The organism is Ruminococcus sp. OM06-36AC, assembly GCF_003438725.1.
Taxonomy (GTDB): Bacteria; Bacillota; Clostridia; order Oscillospirales; family Ruminococcaceae; genus Ruminococcus_C; species Ruminococcus_C callidus.
This window is the reverse complement of sequence record NZ_QSTT01000003.1, coordinates 42,778-63,579: the sequence shown is the minus strand read 5'-3', so window position 1 is coordinate 63,579 and position 20,802 is coordinate 42,778. Positions and strand designations below refer to the sequence as shown.

16 protein-coding genes are annotated in these 20,802 nt (G+C 50.1%); 13 read left to right on the top strand and 3 right to left on the bottom strand.

The window, feature by feature from the left end; translation table 11 throughout:
• Nucleotides 1-2: 2 nt before the first annotated feature.
• The 3 genes from DXB92_RS03955 to vanR form a co-directional block, all read right to left on the bottom strand.
• On the bottom strand, nt 3-677 hold the full coding sequence (locus DXB92_RS03955; RefSeq protein WP_117732598.1) for a M15 family metallopeptidase: 675 nt from the start codon (nt 675-677) through the stop codon (nt 3-5).
• A 93-nt stretch (nt 678-770) separates the two neighbouring features.
• Nucleotides 771-2,108: a HAMP domain-containing sensor histidine kinase gene (locus tag DXB92_RS03950; RefSeq protein ID WP_242986600.1), complete on the bottom strand. Its 1,338-nt coding sequence runs from the start codon at nt 2,106-2,108 to the stop codon at nt 771-773.
• Nucleotides 2,101-2,799 carry a VanR-ABDEGLN family response regulator transcription factor gene (gene vanR / locus DXB92_RS03945; RefSeq protein WP_117732596.1) on the bottom strand — a complete coding sequence of 233 codons (699 nt, stop codon included), beginning with the start codon at nt 2,797-2,799 and terminating at the stop codon, nt 2,101-2,103. The genes DXB92_RS03950 and vanR overlap by 8 nt, the downstream gene beginning before the upstream one ends.
• 282 nt (nt 2,800-3,081) lie before the next feature.
• Between vanR and DXB92_RS03940 the strand changes: the two genes are divergently transcribed.
• From DXB92_RS03940 to DXB92_RS03880, 13 genes are all read left to right on the top strand, one after another.
• Nucleotides 3,082-4,101, top strand: a complete 1,020-nt coding sequence (locus DXB92_RS03940; RefSeq protein WP_147330013.1) for a LacI family DNA-binding transcriptional regulator — start codon at nt 3,082-3,084, stop codon at nt 4,099-4,101.
• A 458-nt stretch (nt 4,102-4,559) separates the two neighbouring features.
• Nucleotides 4,560-5,927, top strand: a complete 1,368-nt coding sequence (locus DXB92_RS03935) for an ABC transporter substrate-binding protein (protein ID WP_117732592.1) — start codon at nt 4,560-4,562, stop codon at nt 5,925-5,927.
• Between the two features lie 36 nt (nt 5,928-5,963).
• Nucleotides 5,964-6,920, top strand: a complete 957-nt coding sequence (locus DXB92_RS03930) for a sugar ABC transporter permease (protein ID WP_117732590.1) — start codon at nt 5,964-5,966, stop codon at nt 6,918-6,920.
• Nucleotides 6,917-7,768, top strand: a complete 852-nt coding sequence (locus DXB92_RS03925; RefSeq protein ID WP_021681645.1) for a carbohydrate ABC transporter permease — start codon at nt 6,917-6,919, stop codon at nt 7,766-7,768. Before DXB92_RS03930 ends, DXB92_RS03925 begins: the two co-directional genes overlap by 4 nt.
• A gap of 15 nt (nt 7,769-7,783) precedes the next feature.
• Nucleotides 7,784-8,803 carry a glycoside hydrolase family 130 protein gene (locus tag DXB92_RS03920; RefSeq protein ID WP_117732588.1) on the top strand — a complete coding sequence of 340 codons (1,020 nt, stop codon included), beginning with the start codon at nt 7,784-7,786 and terminating at the stop codon, nt 8,801-8,803.
• A gap of 32 nt (nt 8,804-8,835) precedes the next feature.
• Nucleotides 8,836-10,017 (top strand): AGE family epimerase/isomerase, encoded by a 1,182-nt coding sequence (locus DXB92_RS03915; protein ID WP_117732586.1) that lies wholly within the window; start codon nt 8,836-8,838, stop codon nt 10,015-10,017.
• A complete protein-coding gene (locus DXB92_RS03910; protein WP_021681648.1) occupies nt 10,004-11,179 on the top strand; it encodes a hypothetical protein in 1,176 nt (391 codons plus the stop codon). The genes DXB92_RS03915 and DXB92_RS03910 overlap by 14 nt, the downstream gene beginning before the upstream one ends.
• Nucleotides 11,180-11,213: 34 nt before the next feature.
• Entirely contained in the window at nt 11,214-13,991 is a 2,778-nt protein-coding gene (locus DXB92_RS03905; RefSeq protein WP_117732584.1) for a CIA30 family protein, read from the top strand.
• Between the two features lie 416 nt (nt 13,992-14,407).
• On the top strand, nt 14,408-16,387 hold the full coding sequence (locus DXB92_RS03900) for a leucine-rich repeat protein (RefSeq protein ID WP_117732582.1): 1,980 nt from the start codon (nt 14,408-14,410) through the stop codon (nt 16,385-16,387).
• 265 nt (nt 16,388-16,652) lie between these two features.
• Entirely contained in the window at nt 16,653-18,467 is a 1,815-nt protein-coding gene (gene iorA, locus DXB92_RS03895; RefSeq protein WP_117732580.1) for an indolepyruvate ferredoxin oxidoreductase subunit alpha, read from the top strand.
• Nucleotides 18,460-19,032: an indolepyruvate oxidoreductase subunit beta gene (locus DXB92_RS03890; protein WP_117732578.1), complete on the top strand. Its 573-nt coding sequence runs from the start codon at nt 18,460-18,462 to the stop codon at nt 19,030-19,032. Before iorA ends, DXB92_RS03890 begins: the two co-directional genes overlap by 8 nt.
• A gap of 12 nt (nt 19,033-19,044) precedes the next feature.
• A complete protein-coding gene (locus DXB92_RS03885) occupies nt 19,045-20,280 on the top strand; it encodes a phenylacetate--CoA ligase (protein WP_117732576.1) in 1,236 nt (411 codons plus the stop codon).
• Between the two features lie 173 nt (nt 20,281-20,453).
• Nucleotides 20,454-20,762 (top strand): hypothetical protein, encoded by a 309-nt coding sequence (locus tag DXB92_RS03880; protein ID WP_147330012.1) that lies wholly within the window; start codon nt 20,454-20,456, stop codon nt 20,760-20,762.
• Nucleotides 20,763-20,802: the final 40 nt, after the last annotated feature.

Genomic DNA, 20,802 nt, shown 5'->3' with positions numbered 1-20,802 from the left:
AGTTATGTCTTTTCTAAGTATTCCTCCAAGCAAACATTTTCCGACTGGATTTCCTGTGCTGCCTCTTTTCCCACATAGCGATAGTGCCACGGTTCGTAGTCAATGCCGGTAATGTCCTCTTTGCCCTCCGGATACCGCAGAATAAAGCCGTAGCGATAGGCGTTTTGTGACAGCCACTGATAAATGGTGTCGTTGTCGCACCGGCTCTTGTCGGCGTTGATGTCCAGTGCCAGTCCCAGCTGATGCTCGCTGTAGTTTGGCTTTGCCACCCACTTTTCCGCTTCCTTGCGTGCTTTGCGTTCACTGTAGCCCTCTGCAAGGTAGGCATCGATTTTTTCCTGCATCATCTCCTGTTGCTGCTGCTCCGAACGATAACCCTCGCCGACAACAGGGTAGACACCTTCCGTTCGCATGTCATCAAACATACTCTGTAAATCAGGGTAGATGCGGGAATCCACCTGCACACCGTTGGAAAGTGTCGTCAGTTCCGGCGAGTATCCTCTGGGCAAGGCGTGTTCATTGTTGACCAGTATCAGATTCCACGGGGTGTTGCTTTGCGTGGAAAATCTGGTAGGTAAACCGGCATGCTGTCGGAACAGCACCAGTCCGAGAAGCACTGCCAGAATCAGCAGGGGAATAAACAGAAAACGAAAAAATCTGTGTCTTTGTGAAGTCATAAAAAGCACTCCTTTCGCTTCTGATTGTATCACATCTGCGAAAGAAGTGCCTGCGGAAATGCATATGGCTTTCTGTTTTTTTTCTGAAAAAAATCATACGATTTTCTGACGAAGCGGGAGCGTTACGGTGAATCGAATCTGCTCGTTCCGGCTGTCTGCTTTTATTGTGCCACCGTGCAGTTCGGTGATCTGCTTGGCAATTGCCAATCCTAATCCAGCCCCGCCGGTAGCAGTGGCACGGGAACTGTCCCCGCGGAAGAACTGTTCAAAAATGCGGTCTAACTTTTCCGGTGAAATAGTGCGTCCGGTATTGCAGATCGTCAGCACGGTATATTCCTCGGTGGTGTGCATCTCCAGTGAAATGGCGGTATTGGGATAACTGTAGCTGATAGCGTTGCGAATCAAGTTGTCTACAACCCGTTCCAGCTTATCCGGATCACAGGTAAGTTTCACATCAGGGGCAATTTCCGTTTGCAGCTGTAGGTGCTTTTCCTCCAGAATCGGCTGAAATTCAAAGGCAGTTTGCTCCAGCATACGGGAAAAGTGAATCGTTTCCCATTCCAGTTCCATATGCGTCAGCTGAAAACGGGTGATCTCAAAGAATTGGTTAATGAGTTCTTCCAGCCGCTGTGCCTTGTTCAGAGCGATGCCGGTATATTTTGCACGCAGTTCCTGTGAAATTTCCGGCTCGTCCTGCAATAGAGAAAGGTAGCCGATCACACTGGTAAGCGGTGTTTTCAGGTCGTGTGCCAGATAGACGATCAGATCATTTTTCCGCTGTTCGGCTTCCTTTGCGGCAAGTGCATTTTGGTTGGAGGATTCCCGCAGGCGGTTCAGTTCGTCCTGAATCGTCTTGACTGGTGCGGAAAGGGTAATTGGTTTTTCCGGTTCCTGCTGCATTTGCTCTGCTGCTTGTACGATCTCCTGTAAATAGGAGAACGGCTTTCGGAAAAGCAGCAGCGAAATGACGACCACGCCGACAATTGCCAGAAACGGAGTCAAAAAACGTATTGTCTGCAAGATATATGCCATGGAAGCCGAACCGTTCCAAACAATATCCCAGCGAAGCAAAGACGAAATGCCGACAAGCAGCAGAATCATTAGTCCCAGCCACAGCACGATCGACAGAAATAACAGCAGTACCGTTCGCAGCCATAGCCGTCGAATGGCACGGGAACGGTCAGAAACTGCTCTGGGGACATAGAAGAAAAAACGGTAAATCAAAAACCCCCAGCCTGCCAGAAAGAGTACTGGTGCGATGCCAAATTCCGCCATTTTCAACAGGATATAGGGCGTTTCGTAGGACTGCCATGTGACCAGATGACAGAGAATATACCCTAGTCCAAACAAGACCACCATGCCAATGGTGAAGCCGATGCCGCACAGCCAGAACTGTACCAGTTTTTTGTGTTTGCTGTTTTGCTTATTCATCGATCTTGTACCCCACGCCCCATACCGTTTTGATCCACTTGGGCTTGCGGGGCAGTTCGCCCATTTTTTCCCGCAGGCGGGCAATGTGTGCCATAACGGTATTGTTGTTGTCCAGATATTTTTCGCCCCAGACTGCTTCGAACAGTTCTTCGGAAGAAACCACATGCCCCTTGCGGGAACAGAGATACCAGAGGATCTCGAATTCCAGCGGTGTCAGCGAAAGCGGTTTGCCGTAGAGGGTGCATGTATGGCTTTCATGGTCGATGTACAGTCCGCCGCAGTCGTACACTGCCGCCGGAGCAGGTTCCGGTGCAGTCTGGTTGTACCGGATATATCGTCGCAGCTGTGTCTTGACGCGTGCAACGACCTCCAGCGGGTTGAACGGCTTCGTGATATAATCGTCTGCACCCAGTGTCAGCCCTGTGATCTTATCCACATCTTCCGTTTTGGCAGTCAGCATAATCAACGGAAACAAATGCTTTTCCCGAATTTTCCGGCAGAGGGTGAAGCCGTCCAGATCCGGAAGCATCACGTCCAGCAGTGCCAGTGCAATGGGCTGGGTGTCTGCAATATGCAGAGCCTCTGCGGCACAGGAAGCCTTTTTCACCAGATAGCCTTCGTTTTTCAGGTAGACCTCCACAAGGTCTGCAATTTCTGTTTCATCATCGACAACCAATATCATTTCTGCCATAGCTTTTCTCCTAATGATAAAATACAACTATATTATAGCATAGGCTTGGAGAAAATGCAAATGGTGTTCGAATGTTTTCAGATATATGTTTTTTGGTAAAATTTCACGCATCACTTACACCAGACAAGAACCGCTGTGCAGAAATGTACAGCGGTTCTTTCAGTTTCCCCACACTGCACAAAATATTCGTCTGCTGTTCGAAAAATAATTCTTGACAAATTACTTAAATTACTGTATAATTAGCTAAAAAAGCAACTTTGCAAAAAGAAAGGGCGGAGAAACGTGGCAAAAGCAGTACGAATGTCTGACATTGCCGAGCGGCTGCATGTCAGCATTGTAACAGTTTCCAAGGCACTTGCCGGAAAGGACGGTGTCAGCGAGGAGCTGCGGCAGGAAATTCTACAGCTGGCAGAAGAAATGGGTTACAAGAACAAGAAAGCCAAGCCGGTGGCTGCGGCGAAAACCTATACGCTGGGAATTGTGACATCTTATCGATATATTGAAAAAGGACAGTCGTTTTACTGGAGTCTGTACGAGCGGATCCTGTTTTATCTGGCACAGACCGGACATATCGGCATTCTGGAAGTGGTGAACGATACTGCGGAGCAAAACTGTCAGGTGCCGCGGCTGGTGCAGGAAGAACGGGTGGACGGCGTGATCGTCATGGGCAATTTCTCAAAAGCCTATCGAAATATGCTGGCGGAAACTGAAATTCCCTTGGTTGTGCTGGACGCGTTTGACGCACGGTATCATCGGGACTCCGTGATTTCCGACGGCTATTACGGCATGTATACCATGGTGGATTATCTGCTGCAAATGGGACATCGAGATATTGTCTTTGTGGGTTCTGTCAATGCCACCAGCAGTATCACTGACCGCTATTATGGCTATTGCCGTGCCATGCGGGAAGCTAGTGTGACTGTGACGGAAGATCGTATTCTCCCGGATCGTGATGCAGAAGGAAAGGTGACAGTTTCTCTGGAACGTCTGTCTAAGCTGCCCACTGCGTTTGCCTGTAACTGTGATGTTACTGCATATGTGCTGCTGAATGCTCTGAAAGAAAATGGGATCCGTGTGCCGGAGGACGTTTCTGTGGTGGGATTCGATGACTACATTCTGGCAGATCTGGCTGTTCCATCGCTGACGACTTACGCCATTGACGTAGATCATATGGCAAAAGTCAGTGCCCAGCAGCTGATTCGCCGGATCCAGAAGCCCGAAGCCGAAGTTCGCCGCATTGTCGTCAGCGGAAAACTGGTGATTCGGGAAAGCGTGCAGAAACATTCAGGAAACATTGCATAAAGTCCGCCTGACGGCTTTGCACGCAATCTGCTTGCAGATTTTCCGTCATATTGCTCAGAAATCTGTCGAAAAATCTGACTACGCATCTTACGCACAAGCTTTATTCAGTGTTTCCTTAGGAACAATTTTGCTTATATGTCAGTCTGACAGGGGAGAATTTCTCTGTCGGACTTATTTTTTAGCTAAAAAATCGGAAATTCCGAATCACGATACCGAATTGCACAACAAATCCGGCGAAATGTTTGTTGAATATAGCTAATTCGAATAGAATCCTTTTGTGAAAAATGCAGAAAAGCTGTTTTAAGCTTAAATTTAGCTTGACTTTTAGGTAAAAATAGAGTAAGATAGGATCATAGAGAAACGGAATATAAAAAAGATTCCGGAAACCTACACGTGAAAAATCAGCATAAAATTGCGATTCGGCACGAGAACGCAATACCGAAATGGAGGAACTTATTATGAAACACAGAATTCTGGCTCTGGTACTGGCAGGCATGCTCACTGCTGCGGCGACCGCGTGTGGAAGCACCAACAGCAAAACCAGCAAAAATGCAGACGCAAAGCCGACCGTTGCCTATAAGGACATGCAGGTAGGCGAAACGGCTACTGATCTGAAGGCAGACCTGAAGATCCTGACCAACCGCACCGATCTGGTGGATTCCGATTTTCAGGACTACATCAGCGAATTCAATGCCATGTATCCGAACATCACAATTACCTATGAAGGTATTACCGATTACGATACTGATGCTACAACACGGCTGTCTTCCGGTGACTGGGGTGACATCTGCTGTATTCCAACTACGGTAGACAAGAGCGAACTGAGTAATTATTTTGAAAAGATCGGTGACTACGGTGACTTCAAGGATACTTACGAATTTGCAGATAAGCAGATGTTTAATAATGAAGTCTACGGTATCCCTACCATGGGCAATGTCAGCGGTGTCGTTTACAATAAAGCGGTTTTTGAAAAGGCAGGCATCACAGAACTGCCGACAGATCCGGAAACATTTCTGGCAGATCTGAAGCTGATTCAGGAAAAAACTGATGCCATTCCGCTGTATACCAACTACGCTGCCGGCTGGACATTAACAGCATGGGATGCTTATATCAGCGGCGGTGCAACGGGAGATGCGGATTTCAAAAACAACAAGCTGGTACACTCCAAGGATCCGTTTGCAAAGCATGACGATATGACCGGACCGTTTGCCGTATACGATACTCTGTATGAAGCAGTAAAGCAGGGGCTGACGGAAGAAGACCCGACTACAACTGACTGGGAGGGCTGTAAGGCACAGATCAACGAAGGCAATATTGGCTGCATGGTTCTGGGCAGTTGGGCAGTGCCGCAGATGCAGGCAGGCGGTCCCAATGCAGATGACATCGCCTATATGCCGTTCCCGATCAGCGTGGACGGCAAACAGTATGCTTCCGCAAGTGCAGACTATTGCTATGGTGTCAATGTGAACAGTACCAGCGAAGAAAAAACGGCAGCGATGCTGTACATCAAGTGGCTCACCGAGTCCTCCGGCTTTGCGAAAACTCAGGGCGGTATCCCGATCGTAAAGGGCGATGCGTATCCGGATTCTCTGGAAAGCTTTCAGAGTATCACGCTGGTGACCGATAATCCTGCTCCTGCCGGAGAAGAAGACTTGTTCGGTAAGATCAACAACGATTCTGAAATTTCTCTGGATTCTGATTCCACGCATGTGGCTTCGATTATAGAAGCAGCCATCGGCGGCAATCAAACGATGGAAGAAATCGCCGATGAATGGAATGCTGCATGGACCAGTGCACAGGAAAAGAACGGTGTAACTCCGGAATAAAGATAACGCTTGAAGTCAGAAAGGAAGTGCATGGACATGGCAGAACATCACACAGAAGTCGGATTGTCCAAACGAAAGCGGCGGCTGCAATGGTCCAATGTGAATGTACAGAAAGTGGTAGTGACCCTGACATTTCTGTTTGTACCATTGTTCCTGCTGGTACTGTTTACATATCTGCCGTTTTTCAAAATGGTGCAGTTCAGCTTTTACGACATGAAATATATCGGTGCCAGAAAGTTTGTGGGACTGCAAAACTATGTGGACGTTTTCACACGAGATGATTGCTTCAATGCCCTGAAACTCAGCCTGTATTATATGGTTGGTTCCGTTGTGCAGCTGGCATTGGCACTGCTGCTTGCAACGATTCTCAGCTTTAATCCAAAAGGCGGAAACTTTTTCCGCGGAGCACTGTACTTTCCGAGTTTGGTCTGCGGCATTGCCGTGGGATTCATTTTCAAGTATTTCTATACCCACGGATTCGTGCTGGACTCCATTTTGGGCTTGCTGGGAATTCCCGAAGACATGCTGCCGTTCTGGCTGAAAGATACCCGCATCAACAACTGGGTGCTGGTGGCATCTTCTATCTGGCGGTACATGGGACAAAACATGGTACTGTTTATCGGAGCGATTGCCAGCGTAGACAAGACTCAGTACGAAGCCGCAGCCATTGACGGTGCCAACGCATGGCATCGGTTCCGTTACATTATCCTGCCGTCCATTCGCACGATCGTAGTACTGAATATGATCCTCGCCATTTCCGGTTCGCTGTCCGTATTCGAAATCCCTTATGTAATCACAGACGGCGGCTTCGGAACATCGACCTATTTTGTCTTAATGGATAAGCTGGCACACGCCAACCAGAAGGTTGGTCTGGCATCGGCAATGGCAGTGGTACTGCTGGTGCTGATCCTGTTGGTCAGTGCTGTGCAGAAGTTGGCAGAAAAGAAGTTGGATTCTGGTATTCGCACCAGTAAGAGGAGGGCGAGAAAATGAAACAGGGACACGTCTTTCTAAAAAAACTGCCGAAGCAGATTCTACAGTATGCGATTCTGCTGCTGGGTGCATTCTGTGCACTGGTGCCGATCGTCAGCTGTGTGACAACGGCATTTAAAAACGATGAAGAATACCGCACGACCAGTGTTATGACACTGCCGGAAAGCTGGCTGAACTTTGAGAATTTCAAGGTGGCATGGGAAAAGGCAGACATGGGAAAAGCGTTTCTCAACAGCTTTCTGATTCTGGTTTGTGTGCTGGTGGGCAGTACCATGATTTCCGCCATGCTGGCATATGTGCTGAACCGATTCCAGTTCCGCGGCAATCACCTGATTCGCAATCTGTTCATGGTTGCGGCACTGATCCCGGGAATTGCCACACAGGTCACCGTCTATCAGATCATGACGGTTCTGCATCTGGTCAATACGCTTTACGGCTACATTTTCCTGATGCTTGGGACTGATGTTATCGCCATTTATATCTTTTTGCAGTTTTTCGAGAATCTGCCAAAGACATTGGACGAGGCGGCAATTCTGGACGGTTGCAGTTATTTCGGCGTATTTTTCCGAATCCTGCTGCCGCTGCTGAAACCGGCGATCGTTACCAGTGCGATTCTGAAAGGTGTCGGCACCTACAACGAATACTATATGGCAAACCTGTATTTGCAGGACAAGAACCTGTATCAGGTGGTATCCACTTCTTTGTACACATTCACCGGACCTATGGGCAGCCAGTATCAGTATATCTGTGCCGGCGTAATTATCACCATGATTCCGATTCTGATTATTTTCCTGTTTTGTCAGAAACAGATCTACAGCGGCATGGCAATGGGTGCTGTAAAGGAATAATAGGAGGCAATATATATGAACCCGACTTTGACACAGGCAGCCAGCCTGCCGAATATTCCGTGGCAGAACCGACCGGGAAACTGTTCTGCACCGGTGTGGCGTTATACCGAAAACCCTATCATTTCCCGCAATCCGATTCCCGATGTTGCCCGCATATTTAATAGTGCTGTGATTCCCTATCAGGGTGCCTATGTGGGTGTGTTCCGCGGAGAGCAGGTGAACGGCATTCCGTTTATCTACTTCGGCAGAAGCCGCGACGGAATCCACTGGGAGTTCGAACCGGATAAGATCCAGTTTGTAGATGAGAACGGCGAGCCGTTTCAGCCGATCTACGCATATGATCCCCGACTGGTAGAAGTGGACGGAACTTATTATGTCATCTGGTGTCAGGACGCATATGGTGCAGCGATCGGCATGGCAAAGACGACCGATTTCCAGACATTTGTGCGGGTAGAAAATCCGTTCCTGCCGTTTAACCGGAACGCGGTATTGTTCCCGCGAAAGGTCAACGACAAATATCTGATGCTGTCCCGTCCCAGTGACAGCGGACACACCCCGTTCGGGGACATCTTCCTGAGCGAAAGCAAAGACATGGAATACTGGGGACACCACCGTCATGTTATGGGCAAGAGCAGCCGCTGGTGGGAAAATACCAAAATTGGCGGCGGAGCAGCACCAATCGAAACCAGTGAGGGCTGGCTGTTGTTTTACCATGGTGTTACCAATACCTGTAACGGATTCGTCTACAGCATCGGCGGTGCCATTCTGGATTTGGACGAACCGTCCAGGGTGAAATACCGCTGTGAGAACTTCCTGCTGACACCGGAACAGTGGTACGAAGAACGTGGCTTTGTGCCGAACGTTTGTTTCCCCTGTGCCACCCTGCAGGACGGCGACACCGGCAGAATTGCGATTTACTATGGCTGTGCAGACAGCTATGTGGGTCTGGCGTTTACTGATGTACAGACTGTAGTCGAATACATTCAGTCCCATGATGCGGCTTGTGATGATGACTGCAGCGAGGGCAGACGATAATTGCAGATATGCCAACAATAGGAGGGATGGACATGAAACTGACCGCAGAAGTGCAAATGATGCTGGAACAAAAAATCATTCCGTTCTGGCTGTCGCTGCAGGACGATCATTATGGCGGGTTTGTCAGTTATGTGGATCTGAACCTGCGGCGGAATGAAAAAGCCGAAAAGGGCTGTATTCTCAACAGCCGGATCCTCTGGTTTTTTTCCGAAGCGGCAATGCTGCTGAAACGTCCGGACCTGCGGCAGGCGGCAGATCATGCGTACCGGTTTTTGATGCGGTACTGCATGGATCGCAAAGCCGGCGGCGTGTATTGGTCGGTGACTTTTGATGGAAAACCGCTGGACACCACCAAGCACACTTACAATCAGGCGTTTGCGATCTACGCCCTGTCTGCTTATTATCGGCTGACCGGAAATCCGAAGGCGTTGTTTGCAGCGAATCAGTTGTTTCAGTGCGTGGAAAACCATTGCCGCGATGCAGGCGGCTATGGAGAAGCCTATGACCGTTTCTGGAATCCGGAATCTAACGAAAAGCTTTCCGAAAACGGTGTTATGGCAGAGCGTACCATGAACACCCTGCTCCATGTTTTTGAAGGCTACAGCGGACTGTATCAGGCGACACAGGCACCGGAAGTGGGAACAGAACTGCGTGCCCTGCTGGACATCTGGGGAAAGCACATGTTCCAACCGGAAAAACGCCGGCAGGAGGTATTCTTTGATAAGAACTATCACAGTCTGATCGATCTCCAGAGCTACGGACACGATATTGAAAGTGCATGGCTACTGGACTGGGGCTGTGATCTGCTGGGAGATGCGGCATTGGCTGAAAAGGTACACCGCATGACCGATGTGCTGGCACAGTCTGTACTGGAACGCGGCTTTGACGGCGAAGCCGTTTGCAACGAAATCGAAAAAGGTGTGACAGATACAGACCGGATCTGGTGGGTGCAGTCAGAGGCGATCGTTGGATTTGTCCATATGCTGGAAAAACATCCTGAACAGAAACAGTACGGCGAAGCCGCCGCGAAAGTGTGGAAGTATATTCTGCGGCAGCTGGTGGACTCGCGGGAAAACAGCGAATGGTTTTGGAAAGTGGACATCACCGGCAAACCGGTGAAAAAGCTGACGATCGTTGACCCGTGGAAGTGTCCGTATCATAATGGCAGAATGTGTATGGAGATCATAAGGAGGAATCCAGATGTATCATGTTGAATATCTGCGGCAGAAAGAGAAGCAGGAAGAATTGCTCCGCCGCAAAAATGAGAAATCTTCTTTTTATAATGGTATCTACCTGCGGTGGAAAAATCCGGTGCTCACCCGTGACCATGTGCCGCTGCACTGGCGGTACGATCTGAATCCGGAAACGAACCCGTTTTTTCTGGAACGGCTGGGAGTCAACGCGGTGTTCAACGCCGGAGCAATTTATCTGAACGGCAAGTATTGTCTTGTGGTTCGGGTAGAGGGCAATGACCGAAAAAGCTTCTTTGCAGTTGCAGAGAGCACCAACGGCATCGACAATTTTCGCTTTCGGGAAAAGCCCGTTGTGCTGCCGGATCTGTATCCGGACGAAACCAATGTCTATGACATGCGGCTGACTCAGCACGAGGACGGCTGGATCTACGGTGTGTTCTGTTCTGAATCCAGTGCCAAAGACCCTGCCGATTTGTCAGCGGCAGTGGCGGCAGCAGGCATTGTCCGCACCAAGGATTTGAACACGTGGGAACGCCTGCCGAATCTGGTGACCAAGCAAAGCCCCCAGCAGCGGAACGTCTGCCTGCTTCCGAAATTCGTAGACGGGAAGTATGCGTTTTATACCAGACCGATGGACGGCTTCATTGAAACTGGTTCCGGCGGCGGTATCGGGTTCGGACTGGCAGAGGACATCACCCATGCGGTGATTGAAGAAGAACGTATGACCAGCCTGCGGAAGTATCACACCATTACCGAATCCAAAAACGGAGCCGGTGCGGTGCCTATCGAAACGGAACAGGGCTGGCTGCATCTGGCACACGGCGTGCGGAATACGGCAGCAGGACTTCGCTACGTATTGTATGTATTTGTCACAGACCTGCACGAGCCGTGGAAAGTGATTGCCGAACCGTCTGGCTATTTTCTGGCTCCGCTGGGCGGAGAACGGGTGGGTGACGTTTCCAACGTGGTATTCACCAACGGTGCGATCGTTCGGCCGGACGGCACGGTATACATTTATTATGCATCATCAGACACACGGCTGCACGTTGCCACTACCGACATCAAGCGACTGTTGGATTACGCTTTTCACACCCCGCAGGACCCGCTTCGCAGTGCCGATTGTGTCAAGCAGCGGTGTGATCTGATCGACCGGAATCTGGAATTTATGCATCAACAGGGATAACACTCTTTTGGAATTGTTATGAGGAGGAACCAAAATGAAGAAGAAATGGATCGCAGCAATCAGCAGTGTCGTTCTCGGCTGCAGCACCGTAATGATGCCGTTTGCATCATCATTTACCGTAAATGCAGCTGATACCCGCAGCGGATTCGTTACCACCAACGGCACCCAGTTCATGCTGGATGGCTCTACATTCTACTATGCCGGCACCAATAACTACTACCTGAACTTCAAGCCGAAGGAAAGCGTAGATGCAGTGCTGGAAGATGCCGCAGAAATGGGACTGAAAGTTGTCCGCACATGGGGCAACTTAGATGCCGGTGTGAAAACGGATAAGGTTTCTGATAAAGGTTACACCGTATTCACCGACAGCGTAGACGGCTCCGGCGAAAAGGAAGGCGTGTACTATCAGTATTTCGATGCCGATCTGGGCAGACCGGTCGTCAACGAAGGCGAGGACGGCTTGCAGAAGCTGGACTATGCACTGTACAAGGCAGAGCAGGAAGGTATCAGATTGCTGATCACCTTTACAAATAACTGGGAAGCATTCGGCGGCATGGGACAGTATGTCCAGTGGGCAAAGCTGGCAGGGGAAAATGTCAGCGGTCACGATGACTTCTACACCAATGAAACCATTAAGGGCTGGTATAAGGATTACATCAAGACACTGCTCAATCATGAGAACGTATATACTGGCGTAAAGTACAAGGACGATCCCACGATCTTCTCATGGGAACTGGCGAATGAACCTCGCTGTGAATCCGATGCAGGCTGTGAAAACAACACCGTTGTAAAGTGGGCAACCGAAATGAGTGCCTATGTGAAGTCTATCGACAACAACCACATGCTGGCTGTTGGTGACGAAGGTTTCTATAACTATGGTTACAACGATTTTCCGGAGGGCGACCACAAGTATGTATACCACGGCAGCTCCGGTATGGACTATTTACAGCTGACCTCGATTCCGGATATTGACTTCGGCACTCTGCATGTGTACTGCGACCAGTGGGGACTGACCAAGGAACAGGGCGAATTCTGGTTCAAGAAGCACGGCGAGGACACCGCGGCAATGAATAAGCCGCTGATCGCAGAAGAATTCGGCTGGAAAGACCAGGGCGAAAGAGCCGATGTTTATACAGACTGGTTCAACATTTTCGAGGGCAACACCTACGAGGGCGTAGAATTCGCCGGAACCAACTACTGGATGCTGGCTTCCATGGACGGCGGCAGCCTGTATCAGGACTATGACGGATATACCGTTTATTTTCGGGATTACCCGAAAACCAATGATGCACGTGATGTCATTATGGCACATGCAGAGCGTATGAATGCCCGCAATGCACAGAACAGCGTTTCTCCGAAAAAGGCAGACTTTGACATTGTGAACCCGAAAGATGTGACCTTGCAGGCAACGATCAAACTGGGCAGCATCTCCGGACTACAGCTGGACGACACCGCACTGACTGCTGACACCGACTACAGCATCAGCGGCACTACAGTTACCATTTCGAAAAATGCACTGCAATCGCTGGAACTGGGCAATCACAAGGTAACGCTGCTTACCACCGAGGGTGCACAGCCGACCGCATTGATTCGCGTGTACGATTCCACTGCGGAGGAACAGTCCCGCAGCGTGATCGACGACTTCGAAAGCTATGCAGACAGCAAAGCAGTTGCCGCAGCATATCAGCGGAATTCCAGTGGTGACAGCCTGACCCTTTCGCTGGACACCGAACATGTAAAGAACGGCAAGGCTGCCCTGAAATACGACTACAGCGTAACAGACGGCGGTGCAGGCTACTGCGGTGCCACCAAGAATCTGGGCAGTGCAGACTGGACCGGCTTCGACGGCATTCGCTTCTGGATCCTGTCGGACGGCAGCAACCGCGAAACTACATTCCAGTTTGTGGACGGTGCCGGTGCATACTGGGAGAGCGTTCAGAAAGTCACTGCCGAGGAAGGCTGGACAGAGGTAAAGATCCCGTTCTCAGACTTCTATGTGCAGCAATGGGGCACTGCCGCAGAAACTCCGACACTGAGCGGTGTGAAAGAATTCTCTCTCTACACCGGACAGAACGGCAATCCGGGAACCGGTGTATGGTATTTCGATGACATCGGTCTGTACCATGACGGTACGGTCACGGTACCCGATGCAGAAGCAACAGAAACAGAAGCGACCTTTGATCCGCAGGATCCCACAGACATCATCTTTACCATTATCACTAACGGACATGTGCTGACCGGCATTACCGAGGACGGAAATGCATTGCAGCAGGGAACGGATTACGCTGTCAACGGCAGCCAGTTCCGCTTCAATCGCTCCTATCTGGAAACCCTGACAGAGGGCAAGCACACCCTGCATGTGACATTTGCCACTTGTCCGGACGTTGTTCTGACCATTCAGGTGCTGGGACAGTCCGGCACGACCGAAACCACAGTCACGACCACAGAAGAAACCACGACCACAGAAACAGAAACCACTTCCTCTGCGGCAGACACCACAAGTGAAACCGCTTCTTCGGAGAATACCACAGAAACCGTTGCCTCCACCACAGAAACCACAGCTCAGACAACTGCATCTTCTTCCGAAGTGCTGGGACAGGTGCTGTATGGTGACGTGAATCTGGACGGCAGAGTAGACATCACAGACGCAGTGCTGCTGAACAAGGCGACTGCCGGCGTGGTAACCTTGAATGATGCTGCACGGCAGAACGCAGACTGCGATGCCAACGGCATGACAGATACCAATGACGCAACCGTTTTGCTCCGGTTCTTGGTGCAAATCATCAACAACCTGCCGGAAATGGCAGAATAAATTTTAGGGCAATACCGCACAAAGATTGTGCGACAGATGCGTCGTCAAATTTTTCGTCAGATGAAACAAAAAGCGGAGTGAACACTTTATGTATTCACGAGCATTTTTGTGAAATATGACGAGAAATTTGCAAGCAGATGGCGTGCAAAGTCGCCAGATGCTCTTTGTGCGGTATTGCCTTAGGCAATCCCTTTCAAAAATATTCCTCTCTTAAAGAAAAGCGACCCTGTACAGAACCTGTTTTATGGTTTTATACAGGGTTGTTTTTTGCATTTGCAGCAACACAAATTTCATAATTCACAGAATATTCTCAAAAAAGTTGTTTATTTTTTTGCGGTATAATAGAAAATGCTAGCATATATAGTGGAAAGATATACGTTCGTATCATGGAAAATTTGTGAGAGGAGTAAATAAAGTTGAAGAAAATCGGAAAAATTTTAGCCGCTTTGACGGCGGTGACCTTGTGTGTCGGAGCATTGCCGGCAGTGCAGGTTGCTTTGCCGCGGGTGTCCATTGCGGCAAGTGCGGAATCCGCAGACGGGTTGACTTACCAACTGATTAACGACAGTACAGAGGTGGCTATCACAGGCTGTGATGATGTGACTTCAGTCATCGTTCCGTCGGAGATCGAGGGAAAGCCGGTAACAACGATTGCAGAACGTGCATTGTCCTCAAAGTCCAAGTTGCTGAAAGTAACATTACCGGATAGTGTGACCACGATCGAAAGCCGTGCTTTTAATGACTGTAGTCATTTGAGAAGTGTGGACATGGGAAATGGTGTAAAAACAATCGGAACGTTTGCTTTTTCAGGCTGTAACGAATTGACAAGCATTACCCTTTCGGAAAATCTGACCGAAATTGGTGAATCGGCATTTAACCAGTGCAGTGCTTTAACGGAACTGGCACTTCCGGATTCTGTTGCTACGATAGGAAATGGTGTATTTGCATCTTGCAGCAAGCTGAAACAGGTGACCTTGCCCAATGGCTTGACAAGCATCAGCGAAAGTATGTTTTCGGATTGCTCTGCTTTGACCTCTGTGGAAATTCCGGATTCTGTCACTTCCATCGAGTATCGTGCATTCAAAAACTGTTTGAAATTACAGCAGATACCGCTGCCGGAAGGTCTGACAACGATCGGCGAAGGTGCATTCTATAGTTGTTCCGGATTGGAACAGATAACTTTTCCGGAAGGTCTGACAAGTATGGGTGCCAGTGCATTCTATAATTGTTCCGGATTGGTGCAGGTGACTTTGCCGAACGGTCTGACAAGTACAGGAAAAGAAGTATTTTCCGGTTGTTCTTCTCTGACTTCCGCGGAAATTCCGGAGGGATTCACTGAATTGGCAGACGGCACATTTTCCAACTGCGGCAGCTTAAAAGATGTGAAATTGCCGAACAGCCTACAGAAAATCGGAGGTGGTGCATTTTGGAATTGTGATGCACTCACAGAGATCACAATTCCGGGGAACGTAACCGACATTTGCGGTTCTGCCTTTGCCAAATGCGATGGACTGACAAGTATTGTTATTCCGGATTCCGTCACTTTTATCGGTGATAATATTTTCAATATGTGCAGCAAACTGGAATATATCTATCTTCCGAACAGCGTTATGAGCCTAGGGAATAACGCTTTTTACGGCTGTTCCGCTCTGAAATTTATTGCGATTCCGGAAAATGTTTTGACCTTGAAGGACGGTACGTTCTATTTCTGCACTAGCCTGGAAAGTATTTTGTTTTATAAGGGACTCTCAAAAATCAATACCCTTTGTTTTAACCGCTGTGATAAACTGACTGATGTGTATTATACAGGATCTGAGGAAGATTGGAATGATATTCCGGGTGTAGGTGCTCTTGGTGGTGCAGAACACCACTATAACTGGGATCCCAACGAACAGATTCCCGGTCAGCCTATCATGACAACTACCACAACGACTACTACAACCACCACCACAACCACTACTGCCACCACGGAATCCACAACAGAACAGACTACCACAGAGCAGACCACCGCATCAACCACAACAGCTGCTACCACCACCGAAACCACAACCACCACCGCAGAAACTACAGCTACAACTACAACAACTACCACCAACACCACCACAGCAACAACCGCAACGACTGCAACCACTACCACAACGGCTCCGGCAGCTGCAAAGGGTGACGCTTCCGGTGACGGCGTGCTCGACACCAACGATGTATTCGAAGCCATGCTCTGCGTGGCATACCGCGGTGCAGGCATGTCCAGCAATCTCACCGCTGACCAGATCGCCGCTGCCGATATTGACGGTGACGGCTCGGTAGATTCCACCGACGTGTACTATATCCTTTACTACGTTGCCCTGCAGGGTGCAGGCAAGAATCCGACTTGGGACTTCGTGCTGGGCAGAAAGTAATTCCTAGGGAAACACTGAATAATGCAAAGCCGACAGGCGGGCTTTATGCAGCGTTTCCCTAATTTTCCTGAAATAGAGAGCCGCTGTGCAGTTGTGCATGGCGGTTTTTTGTTGCACGTGTAATAAAATGGGATTTGTTTTATTGCAGAACACTTGACTTTGCAAACAAATTCCGTTATAATAAAAGACAGGCTTTTGTGCATCTTGACTTGCGAAAAGCCGTTCCCAGCGGACTGGGATTCCCAAAACAGATTGGAAGGTTAACATGCATACAGAATTTTTAATGGGAAATGCTGCGATTGCCATGGGTGCCATTGCGGCAGGTCTGAACGTGGTTTCCGGTTATCCCGGAACGCCGTCTACCGAGGTGCTGGAAACGACTGCCAAGCACAATGACGGCAGCATTTATGTGGAGTGGTCCACAAACGAAAAAGCGGCAATGGAACTGGCTGCCGGTGCGGCGTACTGCGGTGCACGAACCATGGTGACCATGAAGCAGGTGGGGCTGAACGTGGCTTCTGATCCGCTGATGAGTTTGGCATATATTGGTGTCAAAGGCGGCATGGTGATACTGGTGGCAGACGATCCCGGGCCGATCTCCTCGCAGACCGAACAGGATACGCGGCGGTTTGCGGCGTTCTCCAAGCTGCCCTGCTTCGACCCCTCCGGCGTGCAGGAAGCCTATGACATGATTCAGGAGGCGTTTGCCTATTCGGAGCGTTACCACACACCGGTGCTGTTCCGCCCGACGACCAGAGTCTGTCATGGCTACGCTTCGATCACGGTGAAAGATGCGGCAGAATATCAGGTCAACTCGCCGGAGGGGTTTGTGAAAGACTCCTCCAAGTGGGTGATTTTTCCCAAGCTGTCCTATCAGAATCATATTCGTATGGAAAAGCGGAATACCGAACTGCAAAGTGTCTTTTCCGACTATCCCCGCAACCGGATCTATCCGGAAACAGATACCGCATGTCAGAAGGGCATTGCCACCCATGGCATCAGCTTTTCCTATACCATGGAAGCCCTGCACGGCAAAGCTGCACCGCGGCTGCTGAAAGTGGCAACACCGTTCCCGTTTCCGGAACAGCTGGCAGTGGAGTTTTTGCAGGGGCTGGACGAGGTGCTGTGTCTGGAGGAGCTGGATCCTGTCATTGAACAGGAACTGGTGTACCTCTGCGGCAAGTACCACCTGCCCACCCGTATCCGCGGCAAGCTGACAGAGGACGTGGCTCTTGCCGGAGAGAATTCCTGCGACAGCGTGGCGGCAGATTTGGCAGCCTTTCTGGGCTGGCAGCCGCCGGAGCAGAACACAGCAGACCAGCCGCCGGAACTGCCGGTACGTCCGCCGGTGCTCTGTGCCGGCTGTCCGCACAGAGCCTCGTTCTTTGCCGTAAAAGAAGCGATGAAAGGCAAAAAGAGCGTATTCTGCGGGGACATTGGCTGTTATACGCTGGGCAACGCCATGCCGCTGGACATGGTGGATACCTGTCTGTGCATGGGTGCCGGTGTCAACATGACGCAGGGCATTGGAAAAATCGAACCGGATACCACTTGTTTTGCTTTCGTGGGGGATTCCACATTTTTTGCGTCGGCAATTACCGGCATGGTCAACGCAGTATACAATCAGGCAAATATGACGCTGGTGGTGCTGGACAATTCCACCACAGCAATGACCGGACATCAGCCTCACCCCGGCACCGGAAAAACCATGATGGGGCAAGTGGTGGACAAGGTGAGCATCGAGGACACGCTCCACGGCATCGGTGTGAAAACCGTAGAAACCGTAAACCCGCTGCATTTGCAGGAGGCAATTGACTGCGTAAAGCGGGTGGCTGTGCAGGACGGTGTAAAGGCGATCATCTTCAAGTCGCCCTGTGCCGTACTCATCAAGTCCGGCAAACCGGCACAGATCGAAGAGAGCAAATGTATACAGTGTAAGAAATGTATCCGGACACTGGGCTGTCCGGCGATCATGCTACAGGACGGCAAGGTGCAGATCGAACAGGCACTTTGTACCGGCTGCGGACTGTGTGCACAGGTCTGCCCCACTGCGGCAATAGGAGGTGCTTGTCATGCGTAAGAATATCATTCTCTGCGGTGTCGGGGGACAGGGCATTGTCCTGACTTCCAAACTGCTGGCAGCGGCGGCAATGGCAAAGGGCATTCCGGTAATGAGTGCGGAAACCATTGGCATGGCACAAAAGGGCGGCAGCGTGTTCAGCTTTCTCCGCATGGGAGAGGAGCTGTACAGCCCCATGTTCCCCAAGGGCACAGCAGATCTTCTGATCGGCTTTGAGCCGGCGGAAGCTGTCCGCATGCTGCCTTATCTGAAATCGGAGGGAACAGTTGTTCTCAACACGCACCCGATTCAGCCGGTAACAGCAACGCTGGGCGGCGGTGCCTATGATGCCGCGGCAATGATTGCCTATTTGCAGAAGCATGCCGGCAATCTGACGATGCTGGACGGCGATGCTGCCTGCCGGAAGATCGGTTCCCCGAAAGTGCTGAACATGGTCATGCTGGGAGCCGTACTCCGCAGCGGGGTACTGCCTTTGACATTGGAAGAAGTGACGGAAACCATGGAACGTACTGTAAAGCCGCAGTTTCGGGAATTGAACCGGAAAGCACTGCATATTGAAGAATAAGAGGTTTTGACAATGAAGATTACACAAACACAGTTGGAACAGGTCAACGATCGCATGCAGGCGTTGATACGCTCAAACAGCTTTTACGGCAAAAAGCTGGAAGCTGCCGGCATGACAGAAGTGCACACGCCGGAGGAATTCGCGAAGCTGCCGTTTTCGGAAAAGAAAGATTTGCGGGATGCGTATCCGCTGGGACTGATGGCAGTACCGGAAGAAGAAATCGTCCGGATCCACTCGTCCTCCGGTACTACGGGCACACCAGTCATTATCCCGTATACCGCCAAGGACGTAGACGACTGGGCAATCCAGTTCAAGCGTTGTTATGAAACTGCCGGCATCACCAAAAAAGACCGGATTCAGATCACACCGGGCTACGGTCTGTGGACAGCCGGTATTGGTTTCCAGAACGGTGCGGAAAAGCTTGGAGCAATGGTCATTCCCATGGGACCGGGCAACACCGAGAAGCAGCTGCAAATGATGATGGATATGGAGAGCACCGTGCTGTGTTCCACATCTTCTTATGCGTTACTGCTGGCGGAGGAAATTGGCAAGCGTGGCATCAGGGACAAGATTCATCTGAAAAAGGGTGTTATCGGTTCGGAGCGTTGGAGTCAGAAAATGCGTGACCGGATTTCCGGCGAACTGGGCATTGAACTGTATGACATTTACGGTCTGACAGAAATCTATGGTCCGGGCATCGGCATCAGCTGCAAGGAAAACTGCGGTATGCACTACTGGAACGACTATATCTATCTGGAGATCATCGATCCGGTCACCGGCGAAAATCTGCCGGACGGCGAGGTCGGCGAAATCGTCATCACAACATTGGTCAAGCAGGGTGCACCGCTGATTCGCTATCGTACACACGATCTGTCCCGCATCATTCCGGGCACCTGTGCCTGCGGCAGCAAGTTCCCGCGTATCGACATCATTATGGGCAGAACCGACGACATGATGAAGATCAAGGGCGTAAACGTATTCCCCAGCCAGATCGAGGAGATTCTGAGCACATTTGATGAAATTTCCAGCGAGTACCAGATTCGCATCTCTCATCTGGACGGCAAGGACACCATGCGAATCTATGTGGAATCCACCGGTGATGTGGACTTCGCAGACTTGAGCCGCCGCATTGCAGAGCAGGTCAAGAGCCGTATCGGCTTCACACCGATCGTCAAAGTGGTAGAAGTTGGCGTACTGCCCCGCAGCACCAAAAAGACTGCCCGTGTCATTGACGAACGGTTTAATTGAGGCAACACCGTACAAGGCTGTCATATTGTAAAACTGTAGAACGTGTTCCCACAAAATGATTGTACGGAAAATCGTGCATTGCATCTTTGCGGGAACACGTTTTTGCTGTTCGAAAAAAGCAAAATGTTGTAAATTCTTTTTGAACAGACAGTCACCTGTCCGATATGAAGTGTATGATAGAGTATGTAAGGAGAATCCCATGCAGCGAGTACATAGCTGCGGCAGACGACTTGCAGGAATATCGGAAATACCGGAGCATTCCGGACGGAAAGGTGAGGAATATGGCAAAGTACACACTTTTGAAAACGGCAAAAAAATGCGTGTTGTGCCGTCATTGGAACGGTGCAATGGGCAGCACAATGATCCAGATGAAAACGAAGGACTATTTCCAGGTGGAAATGACAGAAAAGCAGACCTGCTACCAGACTGCAAGAACGACACAGGCGTTGAACTCCTGTTCCAAATTTGAACCCAGATACTAAGAGAAACGCTATATAAAGGATTTATGTGTGAATGCGGAAT

What these genes read in the sequence shown, in the direction of transcription:
- DXB92_RS03920 (WP_117732588.1), top strand. Translation starts at nt 7,784, where the DNA reads ATGAACCCGACTTTGACACAGGCAGCCAGCCTGCCGAATATTCCGTGG.
- DXB92_RS03955 (WP_117732598.1), bottom strand. Translation starts at nt 677, where the DNA reads ATGACTTCACAAAGACACAGATTTTTTCGTTTTCTGTTTATTCCCCTG.
- DXB92_RS03930 (WP_117732590.1), top strand. Translation starts at nt 5,964, where the DNA reads ATGGCAGAACATCACACAGAAGTCGGATTGTCCAAACGAAAGCGGCGG.
- DXB92_RS03905 (WP_117732584.1), top strand. Translation starts at nt 11,214, where the DNA reads ATGAAGAAGAAATGGATCGCAGCAATCAGCAGTGTCGTTCTCGGCTGC.
- DXB92_RS03915 (WP_117732586.1), top strand. Translation starts at nt 8,836, where the DNA reads ATGAAACTGACCGCAGAAGTGCAAATGATGCTGGAACAAAAAATCATT.
- vanR (WP_117732596.1), bottom strand. Translation starts at nt 2,799, where the DNA reads ATGGCAGAAATGATATTGGTTGTCGATGATGAAACAGAAATTGCAGAC.
- DXB92_RS03890 (WP_117732578.1), top strand. Translation starts at nt 18,460, where the DNA reads ATGCGTAAGAATATCATTCTCTGCGGTGTCGGGGGACAGGGCATTGTC.
- DXB92_RS03950 (WP_242986600.1), bottom strand. Translation starts at nt 2,108, where the DNA reads ATGAATAAGCAAAACAGCAAACACAAAAAACTGGTACAGTTCTGGCTG.
- DXB92_RS03885 (WP_117732576.1), top strand. Translation starts at nt 19,045, where the DNA reads ATGAAGATTACACAAACACAGTTGGAACAGGTCAACGATCGCATGCAG.
- DXB92_RS03880 (WP_147330012.1), top strand. Translation starts at nt 20,454, where the DNA reads ATGATAGAGTATGTAAGGAGAATCCCATGCAGCGAGTACATAGCTGCG.
- DXB92_RS03935 (WP_117732592.1), top strand. Translation starts at nt 4,560, where the DNA reads ATGAAACACAGAATTCTGGCTCTGGTACTGGCAGGCATGCTCACTGCT.
- DXB92_RS03925 (WP_021681645.1), top strand. Translation starts at nt 6,917, where the DNA reads ATGAAACAGGGACACGTCTTTCTAAAAAAACTGCCGAAGCAGATTCTA.
- DXB92_RS03910 (WP_021681648.1), top strand. Translation starts at nt 10,004, where the DNA reads ATGTATCATGTTGAATATCTGCGGCAGAAAGAGAAGCAGGAAGAATTG.
- iorA (WP_117732580.1), top strand. Translation starts at nt 16,653, where the DNA reads ATGCATACAGAATTTTTAATGGGAAATGCTGCGATTGCCATGGGTGCC.